Annotated in this window: 24 protein-coding genes; 12 read left to right on the forward strand and 12 right to left on the reverse strand. The window is 67.2% G+C overall.

Going from position 1 to position 18,625, the window contains the following annotated elements:
- Positions 1-136 precede the first annotated feature (136 nt).
- On the reverse strand, positions 137-715 hold the full coding sequence (locus GH266_RS03800) for an NnrU family protein (protein ID WP_158192711.1): 579 nt from the start codon (positions 713-715) through the stop codon (positions 137-139).
- A gap of 257 nt (positions 716-972) precedes the next feature.
- On the opposite strand from GH266_RS03800, the gene GH266_RS03805 reads away from it, so the two are divergent.
- Positions 973-1,248 carry a PilZ domain-containing protein gene (locus GH266_RS03805; RefSeq protein ID WP_158192712.1) on the forward strand — a complete coding sequence of 92 codons (276 nt, stop codon included), beginning with the start codon at positions 973-975 and terminating at the stop codon, positions 1,246-1,248.
- A 53-nt stretch (positions 1,249-1,301) separates the two neighbouring features.
- On the opposite strand, the gene GH266_RS03810 is transcribed toward GH266_RS03805, so the two are convergent.
- Together GH266_RS03810 and GH266_RS03815 are read right to left on the reverse strand one after the other, a co-directional pair.
- Positions 1,302-2,174, reverse strand: a complete 873-nt coding sequence (locus tag GH266_RS03810; RefSeq protein ID WP_158192713.1) for an EamA family transporter — start codon at positions 2,172-2,174, stop codon at positions 1,302-1,304.
- 110 nt (positions 2,175-2,284) lie between these two features.
- Positions 2,285-2,917 carry a nitroreductase family protein gene (locus GH266_RS03815; RefSeq protein ID WP_158192714.1) on the reverse strand — a complete coding sequence of 211 codons (633 nt, stop codon included), beginning with the start codon at positions 2,915-2,917 and terminating at the stop codon, positions 2,285-2,287.
- Between the two features lie 126 nt (positions 2,918-3,043).
- On the opposite strand from GH266_RS03815, the gene GH266_RS23690 reads away from it, so the two are divergent.
- From GH266_RS23690 to GH266_RS03830, 3 genes are all read left to right on the forward strand, one after another.
- A complete protein-coding gene (locus tag GH266_RS23690; RefSeq protein WP_158192715.1) occupies positions 3,044-3,172 on the forward strand; it encodes a LysR family transcriptional regulator in 129 nt (42 codons plus the stop codon).
- Between the two features lie 114 nt (positions 3,173-3,286).
- Entirely contained in the window at positions 3,287-4,561 is a 1,275-nt protein-coding gene (locus tag GH266_RS03825; protein ID WP_158192716.1) for a class I SAM-dependent methyltransferase, read from the forward strand.
- 85 nt (positions 4,562-4,646) lie between these two features.
- Positions 4,647-5,540, forward strand: a complete 894-nt coding sequence (locus GH266_RS03830; protein ID WP_158192717.1) for a LysR family transcriptional regulator — start codon at positions 4,647-4,649, stop codon at positions 5,538-5,540.
- A 25-nt stretch (positions 5,541-5,565) separates the two neighbouring features.
- On the opposite strand, the gene GH266_RS03835 is transcribed toward GH266_RS03830, so the two are convergent.
- From GH266_RS03835 to GH266_RS03855, 5 genes are all read right to left on the reverse strand, one after another.
- A complete protein-coding gene (locus GH266_RS03835; protein ID WP_158192718.1) occupies positions 5,566-6,792 on the reverse strand; it encodes an MFS transporter in 1,227 nt (408 codons plus the stop codon).
- 64 nt (positions 6,793-6,856) lie between these two features.
- The gene (locus GH266_RS03840) at positions 6,857-7,219 is read right to left on the reverse strand and encodes an ArsR/SmtB family transcription factor (RefSeq protein ID WP_158192719.1); all 363 of its coding nucleotides are present in this window, start codon (positions 7,217-7,219) and stop codon (positions 6,857-6,859) included.
- A gap of 96 nt (positions 7,220-7,315) precedes the next feature.
- A complete protein-coding gene (arsB, locus tag GH266_RS03845) occupies positions 7,316-8,407 on the reverse strand; it encodes an ACR3 family arsenite efflux transporter (RefSeq protein WP_158192720.1) in 1,092 nt (363 codons plus the stop codon).
- An 18-nt stretch (positions 8,408-8,425) separates the two neighbouring features.
- Positions 8,426-8,935, reverse strand: coding sequence for an arsenate reductase ArsC (locus GH266_RS03850; RefSeq protein WP_158192721.1), 510 nt, complete (start codon positions 8,933-8,935; stop codon positions 8,426-8,428).
- Between the two features lie 30 nt (positions 8,936-8,965).
- Positions 8,966-9,298: an ArsR/SmtB family transcription factor gene (locus GH266_RS03855; protein ID WP_158192722.1), complete on the reverse strand. Its 333-nt coding sequence runs from the start codon at positions 9,296-9,298 to the stop codon at positions 8,966-8,968.
- A 120-nt stretch (positions 9,299-9,418) separates the two neighbouring features.
- Between GH266_RS03855 and GH266_RS03860 the strand changes: the two genes are divergently transcribed.
- From GH266_RS03860 to GH266_RS03870, 3 genes are all read left to right on the forward strand, one after another.
- Positions 9,419-9,763 (forward strand): nitrate reductase, encoded by a 345-nt coding sequence (locus GH266_RS03860; RefSeq protein ID WP_158192723.1) that lies wholly within the window; start codon positions 9,419-9,421, stop codon positions 9,761-9,763.
- A complete protein-coding gene (locus GH266_RS03865) occupies positions 9,760-10,515 on the forward strand; it encodes a class I SAM-dependent methyltransferase (protein ID WP_158192724.1) in 756 nt (251 codons plus the stop codon). Before GH266_RS03860 ends, GH266_RS03865 begins: the two co-directional genes overlap by 4 nt.
- Before the next feature lie 83 nt (positions 10,516-10,598).
- Positions 10,599-11,294: an aspartate/glutamate racemase family protein gene (locus tag GH266_RS03870; protein WP_158192725.1), complete on the forward strand. Its 696-nt coding sequence runs from the start codon at positions 10,599-10,601 to the stop codon at positions 11,292-11,294.
- A gap of 7 nt (positions 11,295-11,301) precedes the next feature.
- Here GH266_RS03870 and GH266_RS03875 read toward each other — a convergent pair whose 3' ends face one another.
- Entirely contained in the window at positions 11,302-11,892 is a 591-nt protein-coding gene (locus tag GH266_RS03875) for a helix-turn-helix domain-containing protein (RefSeq protein ID WP_209001537.1), read from the reverse strand.
- Positions 11,893-12,028: 136 nt separating this feature from the next.
- On the opposite strand from GH266_RS03875, the gene GH266_RS03880 reads away from it, so the two are divergent.
- The 3 genes from GH266_RS03880 to GH266_RS03890 all read left to right on the forward strand — a co-directional run bounded on the left by GH266_RS03880 (position 12,029) and on the right by GH266_RS03890 (position 14,534).
- Positions 12,029-12,427, forward strand: a complete 399-nt coding sequence (locus GH266_RS03880; protein ID WP_158192727.1) for a hypothetical protein — start codon at positions 12,029-12,031, stop codon at positions 12,425-12,427.
- Between the two features lie 77 nt (positions 12,428-12,504).
- On the forward strand, positions 12,505-13,026 hold the full coding sequence (locus tag GH266_RS03885) for a copper chaperone PCu(A)C (RefSeq protein ID WP_158192728.1): 522 nt from the start codon (positions 12,505-12,507) through the stop codon (positions 13,024-13,026).
- Between the two features lie 122 nt (positions 13,027-13,148).
- Positions 13,149-14,534: a PepSY-associated TM helix domain-containing protein gene (locus GH266_RS03890; RefSeq protein WP_158192729.1), complete on the forward strand. Its 1,386-nt coding sequence runs from the start codon at positions 13,149-13,151 to the stop codon at positions 14,532-14,534.
- Between the two features lie 59 nt (positions 14,535-14,593).
- Here the strand turns inward: GH266_RS03890 and GH266_RS03895 are convergent, their stop codons facing one another.
- Positions 14,594-15,580, reverse strand: a complete 987-nt coding sequence (locus GH266_RS03895) for a nucleoside recognition domain-containing protein (protein ID WP_158192730.1) — start codon at positions 15,578-15,580, stop codon at positions 14,594-14,596.
- Positions 15,581-15,696: 116 nt separating this feature from the next.
- Here GH266_RS03895 and GH266_RS03900 point away from each other — a divergent pair, with 116 nt between their 5' ends.
- Positions 15,697-16,155: an Lrp/AsnC family transcriptional regulator gene (locus tag GH266_RS03900; protein WP_158192731.1), complete on the forward strand. Its 459-nt coding sequence runs from the start codon at positions 15,697-15,699 to the stop codon at positions 16,153-16,155.
- Between the two features lie 28 nt (positions 16,156-16,183).
- Positions 16,184-16,774, forward strand: coding sequence for a hypothetical protein (locus GH266_RS03905; protein ID WP_158196033.1), 591 nt, complete (start codon positions 16,184-16,186; stop codon positions 16,772-16,774).
- 9 nt (positions 16,775-16,783) lie between these two features.
- On the opposite strand, the gene GH266_RS03910 is transcribed toward GH266_RS03905, so the two are convergent.
- On the reverse strand, positions 16,784-17,194 hold the full coding sequence (locus GH266_RS03910; protein WP_158192732.1) for a DUF3830 family protein: 411 nt from the start codon (positions 17,192-17,194) through the stop codon (positions 16,784-16,786).
- A 21-nt stretch (positions 17,195-17,215) separates the two neighbouring features.
- On the reverse strand, positions 17,216-18,625 hold the full coding sequence (gene hydA / locus GH266_RS03915) for a dihydropyrimidinase (protein WP_158192733.1): 1,410 nt from the start codon (positions 18,623-18,625) through the stop codon (positions 17,216-17,218).

Genomic DNA, 18,625 nt, shown 5'->3' on the forward strand with positions numbered 1-18,625 from the left:
GCCACCATATCCATTTGACCTTTCACTGGCAAACGGCAGTGTCCGCTCCGAAAAGCGGCAGGCACCGAAATGAACGCGCGCCTCTCCCCTTGCGCGTCTTCGTGGCGCAAGTGAGGCAGGCGCGCGCCGCGTCTCGTTACACGACCGGCACGCCGATCAGCAGTTCGTGCAGGTAGAAGACGAAGGCGAGATAGAGGCCGAGGCCGACGACGAGCGAGACGATGTCGCCCGCGGCCGACGGCGCGCCGGTCGCGACCCCGTCCAGCGTCGCGGGGCGGCGCTTCAGCGAGATCCGGTCGGCGACGGCCCAGGCGAGGAAGGCCGCGAACAGCAGCACCGAGGCCAGATCGCCATTGGCCAGCAGATGCGCCAGGGCCCAGATCTTCACCGCCAGCACCATCGGGTGCTTCACCGCCTTCTTGATCCGACCGGCCGGCGCGCCGGAGGCGACCAGCAGCACGAAGACCGGCAGCATCAGGAGCAGGGTGACATGGCGCATCCACACCGGCGGATCGTAAAGGATCGGCGGGCCGTCCGCGCGGGCGGCGCCATAGCCGTAGACCAGCAGCGCGAAGCCGGCGAGCGAGGCGACCGTGAAAAGAATGCGGTAGCCGCCGGCGCCGAGCCGCGCCCTCAGGCTGTCGCGCAGGCCGGTCATCATCGGGACGGCATGGATGCCGATGAAAACGATGAGTCCCAGGACGAGCAGGGTCATGGCGATGGTGTCTCCCTCTGTGAGCGGTCAGGGTTGACCTGCCGCAGCGCCAGGGTCAAGCCGCGCGAGGTGCAGGCCCGGCAGACCCGCGACGAGCCTGCGGCAGTGTTGCAGGAAAGCGACGGGCCGCCCCCCGCAATTCCGCCACCGCGGTCAATCCGCAAAAAACCCGATTATCGGCCTATTGCAGCCGCATCCCACTTGGAGAATCACTGCAAGTGGGGCCATAGTTCGCGCGAGTTTGGAGGCGGGATGAGATGACGATTCGCGACAGGCGGAGCAGTCCGCGCCACCGAACGCTGAAAAGCGGGCGGATCGTCGTGGATGGCGGGGCAAAGATCCACGAATGCCGTGTCCGCAACCTGTCCGATGACGGCGCCCTGTTGAAACTGCCGAGCACCGCCGAAGTCCCCGACCGTTTCGAGCTGCGCATCTTCAACGAGGACATGGCCGTCACCGCCATGGTGCGCTGGCGCACCGCCACGGAACTCGGCATCCAGTTCGAGACCGAGGACGGCGAGACGGCAGGCTGAGCCCCCGTCCCGCAAAGTTCGTCCCGCAACGTTCGTCCCGAAACGTTTCCCCTTCAGGATCCGACCGAGGCCGGTTTCGGCGCCCGGCGCACGGCCACCTGCGCGGCCCACACGCCGGCAAGCACCAGCACCACGCCGGCGATCTGCGCCGGGGCGAGCGCCTGGCCGAGCAGACCCCAGCCGAGCAGCACGGCGGTGGTGGGGCTGAGGAAGCCGAGCGAGGCGACAGCCGAGGGCTCCAGCCGCGAGATGCCGCGGAACCACAGCACATAGGTCAGCGCGCTGGACAGGCTCATGTAGAGGAAGCCCGCCATGTTGCGCGCGCTCGGCGCGGGCGGCAGCGGCTCCAGCACGACTGCCATCGCCACCAAGAGCACCCCGCCGGCGAGCAGCTGCCAGGCGGCAAAGACCAGCGGCGAGACCGGCGGCTGCCAGCGGCGGGTCAGCACCGTGCCGAAGGCCATGGAGACCGCCCCGCCAAGTGCCGCGGCAATGCCGATCGCATCGAGCGCGGCCTCGTTGCGCAGCACCAGCAGGGCCACCCCGCACAGCCCGGCAAGGGCGGCGAGAACCGCGAGCGGGCGAATGACGCTGCCGAGCAGCATGGCCGCGACGAAGATGACGATGAGCGGCTGCACCGCGCCGACCGTGGCGGCGATGCCGCCGGGCAGCCGGTAGGCGGAGATGAACAGCAGCACCATGAAGATGGCGAAGTTCAACGCGCCCAGCACGAAGGACCGCCAGATCCACTGCCCGCGCGGCAGCTGGCGCACGATCAGCAGTAGCAGCAGGCCGGCGGGCAGGACGCGGGCGGCCGCGACGAACACCGGATGGCCGGGAGGTAGCAGCTCGGTCGTGACGATATAGGTGCTGCCCCAGACCACCGGCGCGAGCGCGGTGGCCAGAAGATCGGAAGCGCGGAACATGACGGGCCTCGTTTGAGGAAGGGCGGGAACGGGCCGGGCGACAGGCGCGCCGCCCGGCGATCTTGGCGGGAGCGAGACGGGCAGACAAGCCCCCTCGCCCATCTGCAGGCTCAGGCGTGCGACAGCACCTCGCGGAGCGGACGGCGCGGCTTTTGCGGCCAGTTGCCGGGCGCGGCACGGCCGACGGCCAGCAGCATCACCGGCACTTCGCCCTCAGTGAGATCGAACTCGGCTGCGACCTTGGCCGGATCGAAGCCGACCATCGGCCCGCTGGCGAGCCCCCGGGCCGCGGCGGCAACCATCATGAAGGAGGCGGCGAGCGTCGCCGAACGCACCGCCTCGTCGCGCGCGGCAACCGGGTCCGCGCCATAGGCCGCGGCGACCGCATCGACCCAGCCCCCGACCATGTCGGCGGGCATGAACCCGGCCTCGACGGAAGGACGCAGCCGCGCGCCGAGAGTTGCCGCCTCGGGATGGCTGCCGACGACGATGAAGGTGACGGCGGCCTCCGACACCTTGGCCTGACCATAAGCCGCCTCGCGCAGCCGCGCCTTGGCCTCCGGCGACGTCACGGCGACGAAGCGCCAGTTCTGCAGGTTGTAGGCGCTGGGAGCCCGGGTCGCGAGATGGACGAGTTCCTCGACCTCGGCGGCGGCAAGACGGGCTGCAGGGTCGAACAGGTTGGCCGAGACGCGGCCTTCCAGAAGGGTGGCGATATCGGTAGCGACGTCAGGGGCGGTCATGATGCAGATCTCTCCGTGGAACTGTGCCGGGAGCCCGTGCTCCCTCTGCCTCAAGAGATATTCCCGTTCCATCCGCGCGATAATCCGGCTATTCATCCGATCACTCGCAACTGAAAGTGAACAGTCATGGAACAGCTCACCGCGCTTCGCGTCTTTCGCCGGGTGGTCGACGAGGGCTCCTTCGCCGGCGCCGCGCGTAGCCTCTCGCTGTCGCAAAGTAAGAGGTCTTGCATATTTGCCGCCGCTCGGCGGTGACACGTCCACAGCCGGGGCAAATAGTCTTGATCGCCAAATCAGTTTCAGCGAAGGTCCCCCAACCGCTAGCGCTTTTCGCCGCCACAGAATTCTCAGTGACGAGGCCTTGATATTATGCAATGGAATCTTGACGCATTTTGCCTGGATGAAGCTCGAAGCAACCGGCAAATAAGTGCCAATGATTTGATTGAAAGAAGCCGCCTACCTAAAGACAAGCAATTCAAGAATCCCGTATCACGCAGGCGGCACGATTACTTCGCCTATTGCAGCGTACCTTTTATATGCCGAGGCGCAAACAAAAATAAATTCAAAAATGTACTCGAGGTCGGCTGCGGGCAGGGCGCAAAGATCTACGGCCTAAGCAGGCTCTCCGAAAATTACACCGGCATCGACATCGACAAAAAATCGCTCGATGAAGCGAACTCTCTCGTTCAAGATCTTGGCTTGAAGAATGTTCGCCTTATTCAGACAAACGGCGATGACCTTGAAAAAATATGGGACAGCCACGGCCCGTTCGACCTTGTGATATTCTATGCTGTACTCGAGCATATGACGTTCGCGGAAAGAATGTCGGCTTTGAATTCAGCTAAATCGTTTTTGGAGCGCGGCGCAGCAGTTTATATCGGAGAGGGACCCAACCGGCTGAATCCGATCGACCTGCACACTTCCGAAATACCTCATTTTGACGCGCTCCCCGATGACATCGCTGCGGCGTACGCAACCGCTTTCCCGAGCCGGCAGTCTTTTAAGGACCTCGTCCTGAAGACGGAAGGTTTCGACCTCATGCGCACAAGGGCAGGACGGGGCTTTTCCTATCATGAATTCAATCTCATCTTCGAAGCCACGAGATTGCAGAATGCCGTCAAACGTGACGGCTGGGCCATCGAGAAACTGAACCAGTATCCGCTGTTTGCATTCGAGGGATACAATCTGGAATCTTTTCCCCTTGTCAGGAATTGGAGCGGAGCCTCCAGCCCTCCTGTCCATCCGGCTTTCGCCAGATCGTGGATCGACCTGATACTGGTCGAAGGACAACAGCAACCGGAAGCAAGTCAATCCGTCGTTTTCTCGTCGCATGCAGGGGCCCAGGCCATAGATTATTTCGGGAACAAAACACTGGACCTGGATGGAAAGCAGAATAACGCCGAGTATGTGACGGACAGCAAAACTACAAAGTTCATTTTGAACGTGAAGAGATCTGCTGGATCAATGATCATCCAGAGCGGATCTGTCGAGCGAACAATCGACTTTTCGGAACTGCCTCAGTGGAGCCCCCTCCCTCATGCATATCGTTGCTTTGAGATCAGCGGCATTGGGAAGACGGTCCGTTTCACTCCAATCGGCGATGATTCCAGGGTCTCATTAGGACCGATTATCAAGGCTTACTGACCGCCCTCAGGACCGACGCATAATAGGACGCATAATAGTCTGTGCGTTGCCAAGTGACGTTCACAAGGAATGAGGCAACGCCGGAATGGAACAGCTCACCGCGCTTCGCGTCTTTCGCCGGGTGGTCGACGAGGGCTCCTTCGCCGGCGCCGCGCGTAGCCTCTCGCTGTCGCCGGCGGCGATCAGCAAGAATATCGGCGAGCTGGAAGCCCATCTCGGCGTGCGCCTGCTCAACCGGACGACGCGGCGGATGAGCCTGACCGAGCCGGGCCGGCTCTACTACGAGCAGGTGGCGCGCATCCTCGATGACCTGACCGAGGCGGACGGGTCAATGCAGCCGCTGCGCCACCGGCCGAGCGGCCTGCTGCGGGTCGCGGCACCGATCTCGCTCACGGTCACCCGGTTGTCGCGCACGATCACCGCCTTCATGCTGGCCTATCCCGAAGTGGAGATCGACCTGCACCTGGACGACCGGCAGGTGGACCTGGTCAAGGACGGCTTCGATATCGCCATCCGCGGCACGTCGAAGCTGGAGGATTCCAGTCTCGTCGCCCGCCGGCTGACGAGCATGCGCCATGTGATCTGCGGCGCGCCCGCCTATCTCGACAAGGCCGGCCGGCCGCGCCATCCGGAGGAACTCGCATCGCACCGGATCGTCCAGTTTTCGCTGTCCGGCAATGCCACGGAATGGGCGCTGGAGCGCGAGGGCGAACGCGCGAGCGTGCCGGTCGCCAGCCGCTACCGGGTGTCGACCAGCCTTGCCGTGCGCGAGGCGCTGCTGGCCGGCTACGGCCTGTCGCTGATCCCCGCACCTTACGTGCGCGAGGACCTTGCCGCCGGGCGGCTGGAGACGGTGCTGGAGGGCTGGGCACCGGAGGACACGCAGATCTATGCGGTCTATCCCTCGCGCCGCTACCTGCTGCCGAAGGTGCGCGCGCTGATCGACTTCCTGGCCGAGGACCTGCAGGACGAGGCGTGAGCGCCGGGCTTCAGCACAGGGTCTTTCAACGCGAAGCCTTCAGCGCGGCGAACCAGAACCCCAGGCAGAGGAACAGCGCGCCGACGAAGATCGCAGCCAGCACCGCACCGTAGCCGCCCGAGGCCTGCCACAGCAGCGCGGCGGCGAGCGGGGCGACCGCCTGCATCAGGTTCATCGGCCCGGTGAGCGAGCCGCTGACCGCGCCATAGGCCTCGCGGCTGACCATCTCCGGCACGGCAAGCCCGCGCACGATGGTGATCATGCCGTTGGCCGCGCCGTAGACGGCGGCAATGGCGCCGATCACCAGCACCGAGGGCGGGGCGAAGGCGAGCGCTGCGGCGGCGAGCGGAAAGACGATGACGACGGCCGAGCCGATGACCCGCACGGGCGCGGCCGGCGCCAGCATGCGGATGGCGATGCGCCCGGCGACCTGGGCCGGGCCGATCACCGCCATCACCGCGACGACGCCGGCCGCATCCAGCCCCCGCTCCAGCAGCAGCGGATAGAGGTGATAGGTCAGCGAGGAAAACGCCGCCGCATAGGAGACCCAGGCCAGCATCAGCCCCCAATAGGCCGGCCGGCGCATGGCCGCGGCCACCGCGCGGCGGCCCGACAGCGGCGCGCTGCCGTCCTCTCGCACCGGCACGGGCGCATCGCGCGCGGGATCGATCGCCGCGAAATACAGCGAAGCGCACAGAAGACCATTGACGCCGGCCATCACCACCAGCGCGCCGCGCCAGCCCTGCGTCTCGATGAGGATCTGGATGATCGGAATGAAGACGGTGCTGGCGAAGCCGCCCCACAGGGTGAGCGCGGTGATGCCACTGCGCGCCCGCAAGGCTCCGACCCGGCGAGCGATGACGGCGAAGGCCGGCTCGTAGAGCGTCGCGGCCTGCAGCATGCCGAGCCCGGCCAGCACCACATAGAAGGCGGCGACATCCTCCACTTGCGACCAGGCGAGAAGCAGCAGGCCGGCCAGCACGGAGGCGCCGGCCATCAGGTAGCGCCCGCGCCCCCGGTCGATCGCCGCCCCCACCGGATAGGCGGCGATGCTGGCCAGCACCACACCGAGGGTCGCCGCGCCGTAGAGCACCGGCTTGGACCAGCCGAGGTCGCCGCGCATCGCCTCGGCGATCAGCGGAAAGCCGTAGAACAGCGTACCCCAGGAACAGATCTGGGCGATGCCGAGCGCGGTGATGAACCAGCCGGTCCCGGCCGGCGGCGCATCCACGCCAAGGGGGCGCTGCGACATGAACGTGATCCTCGTGAAAGCGCGCCGGACGGTGGCCGGACGATGGCAGGGCCGGGTGGCGGGGTCAGGTGGCGGGGTCGGGAACGGATGCGCCCCGGCAGGAGGGAGGCGCATCGGCAAGATCGGAAGGGCGGGTGCCGTCGGCGCAGCACTCCTCGGCGAGATAGCCGAGCAGCGCCCGCATGGCCGGATAATGGGCGCGGCAGATCAGCGTCGTCGCCTGGCGCTCGCGCGTGACGAGCCCGGCATCGACAAGCTGCTTGCAGTGATGGGACAGCGTCGAGGCCGGGATCTCCAGTTGCTCCTGGATGCGGCCGACGGGAAGGCCCTCGGCGCCCGCACGCACCAGGATGCGGTAGATCCGCAGCCTGAGCGGATTGCCCAGCGCCAGCAACTGGGCTGCCGTCTGCTCGAGCCGCGCGGTCATGTGCCGTAACCCTTGTTCGAAAAAACTCGAACAAGGGTTACGGCAGGCGGGCAGGCCCGGCAAGTGCTTTCGTCGAAAGGTGTCGGGACGCAGGCGTCAGTCTGTGCTGCCCGCGACGCGCGATCCGCGCTCGTACCAGCCCCGCGACCGGTTGACGATCCAGACCACCGACAGCATCACCGGCACCTCGACGAGGACGCCGACAACGGTGGCCAGCGCGGCACCGGAATTCAGCCCGAACAGGGCGATGGCGGCGGCAACGGCGAGTTCGAAGAAGTTCGAAGCGCCGATCAGGGCGGAGGGACCGGCGACGCAGTGCCGCTCGCCGGACATCCGGTTGAGCAGATAGGCGAGACCGGAATTGAAGTAGACCTGGATCAGGATCGGCACGGCGATCAGCGCGATGATCAGCGGCTGGGCGATGATGTGCTCGCCCTGGAAGCCGAAGAGCAGCACCAGGGTGGCGAGCAGCGACACCAGCGAGACCGGCTGCAACACCCCGACCAGCCGGTCGAGCGCCAGCTGACCGCCCTTTGCCAGCAGCCGCCGGCGCAGCACCTGCGCGACGATCACCGGCAGCACGATGTAGAGCAGCACCGAGATCAGCAGCGTGTCCCAGGGCACCGTGATGGCGGACAGGCCGAGCAGCAGGCCGACGATGGGCGCGAAGGCGACGATCATGATCGCATCGTTGAGCGCCACCTGCGACAAGGTGAAGTTGGGCTCGCCGCGCGTCAGGTTGGACCAGACGAAGACCATCGCCGTGCACGGCGCCGCCGCCAGGATGATCAGGCCGGCGATATAGGAATCGATCTGGCTTTCCGGCAGCCAGGGCCGGAACAGGTAGCCGATGAACAGCCAGCCGAGCAGCGCCATCGAGAAGGGCTTGACCGCCCAGTTGATGAACAGCGTCACGCCGATGCCGCGCCAGAACGTGCCGACCTGCGCAAGGGCGGCGAAGTCGACCCGCAGCAGCATCGGCACGATCATCAGCCAGATCAGCACGGCAACCGGCAGGTTGACCTGCGCCACCTCGGCGGAGGCGATGACCCTGAACAGCCCCGGAAGCATGTGGCCGAGGCCGATCCCCGCGATGATGCACAGCGCCACCCAGAGAGTCAGGTACTTCTCGAAAAACCCGATGGCCGGGGCGGCGCCGTCGCCGTCCCCGATAGCATGATCCGTCATGATGATATCCTGGATTGGTCAGCCGGCCCGGGGCAGGTCGCGGCCGATCTCGCCGAGGCGCGACTGCAGCGTCATGCGGTCGAGCGAGGCGAGCGGAAGGGCGGTGAAGATGGAGATGCGGTTGGCCAGCATCCGGTAGGTGTCGGCGAAGGCCAGCGCCACCTCGCTCGCCGTCCCCTCGACGGCGGCCGGGTCCGGCACGCCCCAATGGGCGGTCATCGGCTGGCCGGGCCACACGGGGCAGGCCTCGCCGGCAGCGTTGTCGCAGACGGTGAAGACGAAATCCATCACCGGCGCGCCGGGCTGCGCGAACTCTTCCCAGTTCTTGGAACGGGCAAAACCGGTGTCGTGGTTGAGCTTGGCGAGCAGGGCAAGCGCCTGCGGATGCACCTCGCCCTTGGGCTGCGAGCCGGCGGAAAAGGCCTTGAACCGCCCCTGTCCGTCACGGTTGAGGATCGCCTCGGCCAGGATCGAACGGGCGGAATTGCCGGTGCACAGGAACAGCACATTATAGACGCGATCGGTCATTTACCCCTCCATTTCCCGCCTGGCGGGAGATCAGCAATTGCAGGTCACCGCCTCGATCACCGGGCGGCAGAGCTCCGGTGCACCGTTGCAGCAGTCTTCCATCAGGAAGGCGAGAAGATCGCGGAAGCCGGTCATGTCGGCGGTGTAGCGCACGCTGCGCCCGTCCCGCTCGGCCTGGACCAGGCCGGCCTGGGCGAGCGTCTTGAGATGCGCCGACACGGTGTTCTGGACCGCGCCGAGGCGCGTCGAGATCTCGCCGGCGGCAACGCCCTGCGGTCCGGCCTTCACCAGCAGGCGGAAGATGTCCAGCCGGGTGTCCTGACCGAGCGCCGCCAGCGCCATGAGCGCGGATGACTTATCCATTTATCTCTCCTTCTGGATATATGGATACATCGGGACGCCGCCGCGCGCAACCGCCTTGACGCGCGCCTCCTCATTCGCCAATCTTGAAACGTTATTACATAACAAATCAGGATCCCCACCATGCGCCTCTTCGTCAATCCGTTCGCACCGCGCGACCGGCGTCCCTCCCCCGCCGAGACGGCCGGAAGCCACACGGAGGGCGACCGGCAGGCCCTGCGCGAGCGGGTCAAGCAGGGCGTGCGCAAGGTGCTGGCGCCGGGCGAGGACGCGGTGATCTCGGTCAGCGAGCTGGCCTGCGGCGAGGACGGCTGCCCGGATGTGGAGACGGTGATCGGCATCCACGAGGCGGGCGCGCCCGCACGCCGGCTGCGCCTGCACATGCCGCTTGCCGCGGTGGGCCTTGCGGATATCGCGGCAGCCGCCGAGGATGCCCGCCGCACCGCAGACAAGGACCGTTCCGCATGAGCCCGAACCCCGTCGACCTGATGACCGAGCGCCTGCTGGACGAGGCGGGAATCGCCCCCGGCTGGACGGTGGTCGATATCGGCTGCGGCACCGGCGCGGTGACGCGGATGATCGCCCGCCGCGTCGGCCCTGGGGGCCGGGTGCTGGCCGTCGACCGCGATCCCGCCATGCTGGAGGCGACCCGGCGGATGGCGGCGGACGAAGGCCTTGCCAATGTGAGCGTCATCGAGGGCGGCTTCGACGCGGAGCTTCCCGGTCACGGAATGATCGACGCCGTCGTCGGCCGCAGGGTGCTGATGTACCAAGAGGACCCGGTCGCGGCGGTCGAAGCGCTCGGCACCGCGCTCAAGCCCGGCGGGGTCTTCGCCTTTCACGAGCATGACGCCTCGAAGCTGGTGCCCGGACGCCATCCCCTGCCCCTGCATGACGAGGTGCGCGACTGGCTGGCGCAAATGCTGCGCCGGGAGGGCGCGCGGCTCGACATGGGGCTGACGCTGCACGAGGTGATGAGCGCGGCGGGCCTTGCCGTCGAGAGCGTGCGGGCGGAGGCGAACCTCCTGACGCCGGACAGCAGCTATCCCGTCGGCATGATCGTGCGCGCGGTGATGCCGCGGCTGGAGGGCTTCGGCATCACCGACATGGCCAGCGCCGATCCGGACACGCTGGACGCGCGGCTGCGGCAGGAGCGGCAGGCGAGCGGCGCCACCTGCCTGTGGGAGCTTGTGTTCCGCGCTGTCGCCCGGAAGGTGTGAGCGCGGATCCGCCCCGTCCGGTTGACCGGAAAGATCGTTCGATATAATGAACAAATGTCCGGAACGATGGATGGAGCGCGGAAATGGCACGGCATGTCGGCATCATCGCCTGTTCGGCGGAAGGGGCGGCGGAGTGCTACCGCATCCTTTGCGCGGAAGCCGAAGCCCTGCTCGGGGCGCATGGCAATCCGCCGGTCAGCCTGCACATGCAGCCGCTCATCGACTACGTCCGCCATCTGGAGGCGGGGCGCGCCGATCTTGTCGGCGAACTGATGCTGGACAGCGCCAGGCGGCTGCAGGCTTCCGGCGCGCAGCTGCTGATCTGCCCGGACAACACCATCCACCAGGGCCTGCCGCATGTGGCGGACCGCATGCCCCTGCCTTTTCTCCATATCGCCGAGGTGGTGGCGCAGGAGGCCGCGCGCCGAGGCTTTCGCCGGCTGGCTCTGACCGGCACGGTGTGGCTGACCGAAAGCGATGTCTACCCGCAGGCGCTCGGCAGGCAGGGCATCGAGACCGTGCTGCCGACGAAGGCGGAGCGGACCGAGATCGGCCGCATCATCATGGACGAGCTGGTGCGCGGAAGGCTGGAAGTCTCGGCGGAGGCGTATTTCCAGCAGGTCATCGGCCGCATGGCGCGCGAGGACGGGTGCGATGCCGTGGTGCTCGGCTGCACGGAGATCCCGCTCCTGATGAACGACGGCAACTCGCCGCTGCCGACGCTCGATTCGACGCGGCTGCTGGCGCTCGCCGCCCTGCGGCACGCGGTAGAGGCGTAAAGCGGTTTCAGCCGTGCTCGATGATCAGCACGGCGCGGGTGTCCGGCTCCAAGGCCTCGAAGGTGTGAGGGGTGTCCGCCGGATAGGCGGCATAGTCGCCGGCGGCAAGCTCGACCTCCCGTCCTTCCGGCCCCAGACGCGCGCGGCCGCGCATCACGACCACATGCTCGCGCGTGCCCGGCCCATGACCGGGCGAGAGATGTGCCGCGGAAAGATGCGGCGAGCCGGGCTCGGCCTCGATCACGTAGAGATCGCGCCTTGTGCCCGGTCCCGCCGCCGACAAAAGCCGGGCGAGATAATCGGCATGGTCGGAACGGGTCGACGGCCCCTCGCCGGCACGGATCACCTCGATCTCGCCGCGCGGGGCCTCCAGCAGCGCGGCGACGCTGACGCCCAGCGCATTGGCAAGCAGCCACAGGGTCTCGATGGCGGGATTGCCGCTCCCCGATTCCAGCTGCGACAGGGTCGACTTGGCAAGGCCGGCCGCGCGTGCAAGCTCGCTTGCCGACAGGCCGGCGCGCAGGCGTTCGCGGCGCACCGCAGCGCCGACGAGCGCGCCGATGCCGGTTGGTCCCTTGATGCCCTCGCTGGCGTCCACCTGCCCGCCTTTCGCACATGCCGGCCAGGTGCCGGCGCTCATGCGATCACTATAAAAGCGGTCGTCCCGGAGAGCCATCTGCCCCGCGACGATTTCCCCCCGTGACAGATGCGCGCGGCGGCGCTAGAGACGATCCATGCACAGCATGAGGGAACTCCTGAAGGACCGGTTGCTGACGTGGTCGATGGCCGCGACGATCGTCCTTGCCATGCTGCTGCAGGGGGTCGTCGCCGCCAATGCGCGCACGGTGATGGCCGCCGACGGCACCAGCCCGGCCTATGTGCTGTGCTCGCCGACGGCGATTGCCGATCCGGACGACAACCATCCGCTCAAGGACCTGGCCCGCGACTGCTGCTCGACGCTGTGCAAGCTCGCCTGCGCCGGCGGCACGCTGGCGGCCCCTGTCGCGATCGTCCTGCCCGCTCCCGAGCCGGCCGAGACCGCCGCCTGGGTGCCGGTTCCCGCCCCGACCGCGGCTGAGCGCGCGGAAGGGCCGCCGCCACCGGCCCGCGCGCCGCCGCCTCTCTCCATCTGACGCAAACCAACACCCAAAGGACCGGCCATGCCCGATGGCCGCCGGTCAGCATATTTGCGACTTATGGAGCCTATCCCATGCGTACTCTTCAGTTTGTCTTCGCGGCAGCCCTGACGCTCGTCGCCATCGTCGGTGCCCAGGCCCACAGCTACCGGGTCGGCGAGATCCAGATCGGCCATCCCTGGACCCGCGCGACGCCGCCCGCCGCCAAGGTGGCCGGCGCCTTCATGAGCTTCACCAACGAGGGCGGCACGGCCGACCGGCTGGTCGGCGGCTCCTCGCCGATTGCCGAGAAGGTCGAGATCCACACGATGGAAATGACCGGCGGCATCATGAAGATGCGTCCGCTCGCCGATGGTCTCGAAGTGCCGGCCGGCGCCAAGGTGGAGCTGGCTCCCGGCGGCTTCCACGTCATGCTGATCGGCCTGAAGCAGCCGATCGTCGAAGGCGACAAGGTGCCGCTGACCCTCACCTTCGAGAAGGGCGGCGACATCGAGGTCGAGCTGGCGGCCGACAAGATGGGCGCCGGCGGCAAGGCGGCCGACCATGGCAGCCATGGTCACGGCGAGACGAAGAAGACCGACCACAGCACGCACTAAGCAGGGCTGCCCCTGCGGTTACGCGGGGGCGCCACGCTTCACCCCGAATAACGGCAACTTGGCCGTCCGCCCGCCGCAGCAATACGCGCGGCGAAGGACGCCCTGTGCCCGGAGATCCATCCATGACCGATACCACCGCGCAGGACGCCGGAACGGGGGCGCTCGCCTCCCCCGCTTCCAGCTCCGACCTCTACCGTGCCGTCTGGCGCTGGCACTTCTATGCGGGCCTTCTGGTCCTGCCCTTCATGATCACGCTCGCCGTCACCGGCGCGCTCTATCTCTTCCGCGACGAGCTGGACGCGATCCTGCACGCGGACCTGAAGCGGGTGGAAATCCGCGAAAACGCCGCCAGGGCCACCCCGTCCGCCATCATTGCTGCCGCGCTCGACGCCCATCCCGGCCGGGCGGTGAAATATACCGATCCGCCGACCGCCAACGCCTCGGCCGAGATCACCGTCAGCGCCGACACGGGCGAGCGCCTGGCCGTCTATGTCGATCCCTACGACGCCACGGTGCTGGGCGCCCTGCCCGACCGCGGCACGGTGATGTGGACCGTGCGCTACCTGCACAGCTTGCGCTATTTCGGACCCACCGTACGCAGCGTGATCGAGATCGTCGGCGGCTGGTCGATCCTGCTGGTCGGCACCGGCATCTATCTGTGGTGGCCGCGCAGACGCGGACGCGGCGGCGTCACCAGCGTGCGCGGCACACCGAAGAACCGGATGTTCTGGCGCGACACACACGCGGTGACGGGCATCTTCGTCGGCTTCTTCATCGTGTTCCTGGCGATCACCGGAATGCCGTGGTCCGGCAACTGGGGCGCCAAGGTCAACGAATGGGCCAACGGCACCAATTTCGGCTATCCGTCCGGCGTGCGCGTCGAGGTGCCGATGTCGGACGCAAAGCTGGCCGAGATCGCACCGACCACCTGGTCGCTGGAACAGGCGCAGATCCCGCAATCGACCGACGCCGCGCCGCAGGCACGCGATATGGGCATCGACCGGGCGGTGGAGATCGTCGACGGGCTGGGCCTGCACCGGGGCTACACCATCGGCCTGCCGTCCTCGCCGACCGGCGTCTACTCGGCCTCGGTCTATCCGGACGACCTGGCGCAGCAGCGCGTCGTGCATCTCGACCAGTACAGCGGCAAGCCGCTGGTCGACATGAGCTATGCCGATTACGGCCCGCTCGGCAGGTGGCTGGAATTCGGCATCAACACGCATATGGGCCAGCAGTTCGGCCTGGCGAACCAGATCCTGCTGGTCGTCGTGTGCCTGGCCATCGTGATGCTGGCCGTCTCCGCCGGCGTGATGTGGTGGAAGCGGCGGCCGGCGGGAAGCCTCGGCGTGCCGCCGATGCCGGCGGACAGGAAGGTGTTCCGCGGATTGCTGGCGATCCTTGCGGTCGGCGGGATCGTCTTCCCGCTGGTCGGCCTGTCGCTGATCGCGATGCTGGCCATCGACCTCCTGGTGATCCGCCCGCTCGGTGCGCGCCTCGCCGCGCGCTGAAGGCGGATCGGAAACGGCTCGCGGCGGCGACAGCTGCCGCGAGCCCGAAGGACATCGGCTCAGGCCGTATCGGTACCGGCTTCGCGCGCGGCACGGGCCTGCGCCGGTTCGGCGAAGAGGATCCAGTCCGGGATCAGCGAGAGGAGCCGCGCCAGCACCGCCGTCGCGACCACCGCGAAGAGCAGCCGGCCGAAGAAGACGCTGGCGAAATCCGCACCCACCGCGACGACGATCAGCGTGTCCTCGATGAGGCTGTGGGCAAAGCCCATGAAGGCGCTGGCGAGGAACACCTGGCGCGGGTCGACCCGCGATTCCCGCGCCTCGCGGATCAGCAGGCCGCCGCCGTAGGAAATGCCGAGCAGCAGGCCGACGGAGGCGAAAGGCACGGCCGGCGGGGCGATGCCGGCGAGACGGAACAGCGGCACCAGCGCGCGGATCAGCCGGTCCATGATGCCGGTGACCTTGAGGATGTCCATCAGCCAGCACAGGCCGAACAGGATCACCAGCATCATCAGCAGCGTCTTGCCGAGGCCGATGGCAAAGCCGATCCAGGTCGAGGTCTCCTCCATCGGCATCCAGACCGGCGACAGCGGCGTGGAGAGCCAGCCGGTCGCGGAATAGAGCTGGTGGAGGAACGCGGCGCAGGCGAGGCCACCGACGATGCGCAGCACCGTGGTGATCCAGAAGCCCGGCCCGGCGCGCTGGATGATGCGCTGCTCGATGGGCAGCGCATGGGCGAAGAGCAGCAGGGTCGAGAAGACGGTCATGTCGGCGACGGTGAGTTCGGACACCGGCACCAGCGCGAAGACGATGACGATGGCGCCCCACAGGCCGATCAGCAGGCCGGTGAGCCAGGCGAGCGCGATCTCCGGCGGCAGGCCGTAGAGCTGCATCACCGGCTCGAAATAGGGCGACATGGCGCGGATGGCGCCGAGACGCGCCAGGATCTCCACGATCACCATGACCGGCACGATGATGCGCACCAGTTCCCAATAGATTCCAAAGGTTTCGCGGGTCCGCCGGATCAGCTGCGCACGCACAGACATTCGAGTCACTCCAACATTTTCGTGCCCTACCGATACCGCAGCCGCGCGGCATTTTTGGTCAGACTTTGCAAGTTCGTGCAATTTTATTGCATAGTGTCGCGACCGCCGGAGGGGCCATGGATCGCATCGACAGGAAGCTGCTGAACCTGCTGCAGGCGGACGCCGCGCGCACCAATGCCGACCTTGCCGAGGAGGTCGGCCTGTCGCCGTCGAGCTGCCTGCGCCGCATCCGCAGGCTGAAGGCGACCGGCGTCATCGACCGCACGGTCGCCATCCTCAACCCGGCGCGCGCCGGCAAGGGCCTGAAGGCGGTGGTGACGGTGGAGCTGGAGCGCCACGGCGAGCAGCAGACCCGCCGCTTCCTGGCGCTGGTGGAGAACGAGCCGGCCGTGGTGCAGGCCTACAGCGTCAGCGGCGAGACCGACGTGGTCCTGATGCTGCGGCTGTCGGGCATGGAGGAATTCGACGGGTTGTGCGAACGTCTGTTCCGCAACGAGACCAATGTGGCACGCTTTTACACGATGTTCGTGATCCGCACCGGCAAGGAAACCACGGCGATCAGGCTGACGCCGTGAGGCGGGCAAGACGGGAGGACGCAGCGTGATGGAAACACTGGTCTCCAATCCCGGCGCCTTCGTGCATGTGCGGGTGTTCATCGGCATCATCACCGGCCTGTGCGTGGCGCGGCTGCTGAACGGGCTCGCCAACATGGTGCAGCACCCGCGGCGCGAGCATCTCTACAGCGTCCATATCGGCTGGGCGCTGTTCCTGCTGCTGGCGGTGATGCATTTCTGGTGGTTCGAGATCGGCCTTGCCCGCATCGAGCGCTGGACCTTCGGCCTCTACTTCCTGGTGGTGGCCTACGCCTCGTGCTTCTTCTTCACCTGCGCCATCCTGTTTCCGGACAAGGTCGGCGAGAATTCAAGCTACCGGGACTATTTCCACACCCGCCAGAAGTGGTTCTACGGGCTGCTGGCGACGCTGTTCTGCCTCGACATGCTGGACACGGCGATGAAGGGAGCGGAACATTTCCGTTCGTTCGGGACGTTCTACCCGTTGCGGCAGACGGGGCTCGCCGCCCTGGCCGTTGCGGCGATGTGGATACGCGCGCCGCGCTTCCACATCGCCTTTCTGGTGCTGGCGCTGGCCGCGGAGGTCTTCTGGATCCTCGACCAGTTCGCCGTTCTGGACTGAGCCGGAAGGTCAGGCCGCCTCGAAGCGGATGTCCTGCGCGCCTTCCCACAGGACCTTGCGGCCGAGCTCGGGCAGCTTGTCGAGGTTCGAGGTCAGCGTGACGAAGTGGTTGCCGGCGAGCTGGCCCATCTTCGAGGAGAAGTCGACGCCGCCATAGGCGAGCAGGATCTCCGTCTCGCTGATGCCGCCGGGATAGAGCAGGATGTGGCCCGGCGCCGGGTGGCTGGTGTGATTCTCGTAGCCGACGCCGAAGGAGAAGTCGCCGAGCGGGATCCACACGCCCTCGCCCGACCAGCGCACATGCACGATCTGCCCGGCAAAGGGCATGCGCGCCAGGAACGCCTTGCAGGTCTCAGGCGCCTTCTCGGTCTCCAGCACCGCATCGAAGGTGAAGGGGCCGGCGGTGATCTTGATCTTCATGTCGTTTCCTCCTTTGGGATTTCAGAGCGGTGCGGCACTGCGGGTGCGGGCCGACCGGTAGATGCCGTCGCCCTTGGCGCCGACGAGCATGTTGTCGCGGACCATCACCCGGCCGCCGAGGATGACCGTGGTCGGCCAACCGGTGACCTCCAGCCCCTCGTAGGGCGAATAATCGGCCCCGTCATGCAGGTCCGCATGGCGGATGGTGCGCTTTTCCGCAGGGTCCCAGATCGCCAGGTCGGCATGCGAGCCGATGGCGATGGTGCCCTTTTCCGGATAGAGGCCGTAGGTGCGGGCATGGGCGGTCGCGGCCAGCGAGACGAAGCGCGGCAGGTCGATCCGCCCCTTCATCACGCCTTCGGAAAACAGGATCGGCAACCGCGTCTCGACCCCGGGAATGCCGTTGGGAATGTGCCGGAAGCTGGTCAGCCCCTTCGGATTGCGCTTGCCGCGCTCGTCGTCGTAGCGGAACGGGCAATGGTCGGAGGAGAACAGGTCGAAGACGCCCGTCTCGATGCCGCGCCAGCACTCGGCCTGGGCCGCCTTGTCGCGCGGCGGCGGCGAGCAGACGAACTTCGCCCCCTCCCAGTCCATGCCGTCGAGATCCTCGGCGGTGAGCACCAGGTATTGCGGGCAGGTCTCGCCGACCACCTTGAGCCCGCGCGCGCGGGCCCGCGCGATCTCCTCCATCGCCTCGCCGTTGGAGACATGGACGATGACGATGGGCACGTCGGCGATCTCGGCGAGCGACAGCGCCCGGTGCGTCGCCTCGCGCTCAACCGCCACGGGACGGGTGGAGGCATGGGCGCGCGGGACGACGTCGCCGGCCGCCTCGTGCCGGGCGATGAGGAAGCGGATCGCGTCCTCGTTCTCGCAATGGACCATGACGGTGGCGCCGGTCGAGCGGGCGACGTCCAGCGTCTTGAGGATCTCCGCATCGCTGAGCCGCAGGTCCTCGTAGGTCATGAAGACCTTGAACGAGGAATAGCCGTCGGCGGCGAGCGCCGGCAGCTCCTGGCCGAGCAGACTGTCCGTCGGGTCCGAGACGATCAGGTGGAAGCTGACATCGGTGTAGCAGTTGCCCTCGGCCAGCTTGTGATAGGCGGTCAGCGCCTCGCGCATCGGCCGCCCCTTCTCCTGCAGGCAGAAGGGCATGATGGTGGTGTTGCCGCCGAACAGGGCCGAGAGCGTGCCGCTCTCGAAATCGTCGGCCATGACGATGCCCTCGCCCGAGGGCTGCGAGACGTGGACATGGCTGTCGATGCCGCCGGGCAGCACATATTTGCCGCTCGCGTCGATCACCTCGCACTCGCCCGTCAGCGCCTCGCCGATCTGGGCGATGCGCCCCTCGCGGATGCCGATATCGGCGCGGAACACGTCCGAGGCGGTGGCGATGGTGCCGCCGCGCACGATCAGGTCGAAACGCTCCAT

The organism is Stappia indica (genome assembly GCF_009789575.1).
GTDB classification, from domain to species: domain Bacteria; phylum Pseudomonadota; class Alphaproteobacteria; order Rhizobiales; family Stappiaceae; genus Stappia; species Stappia indica_A.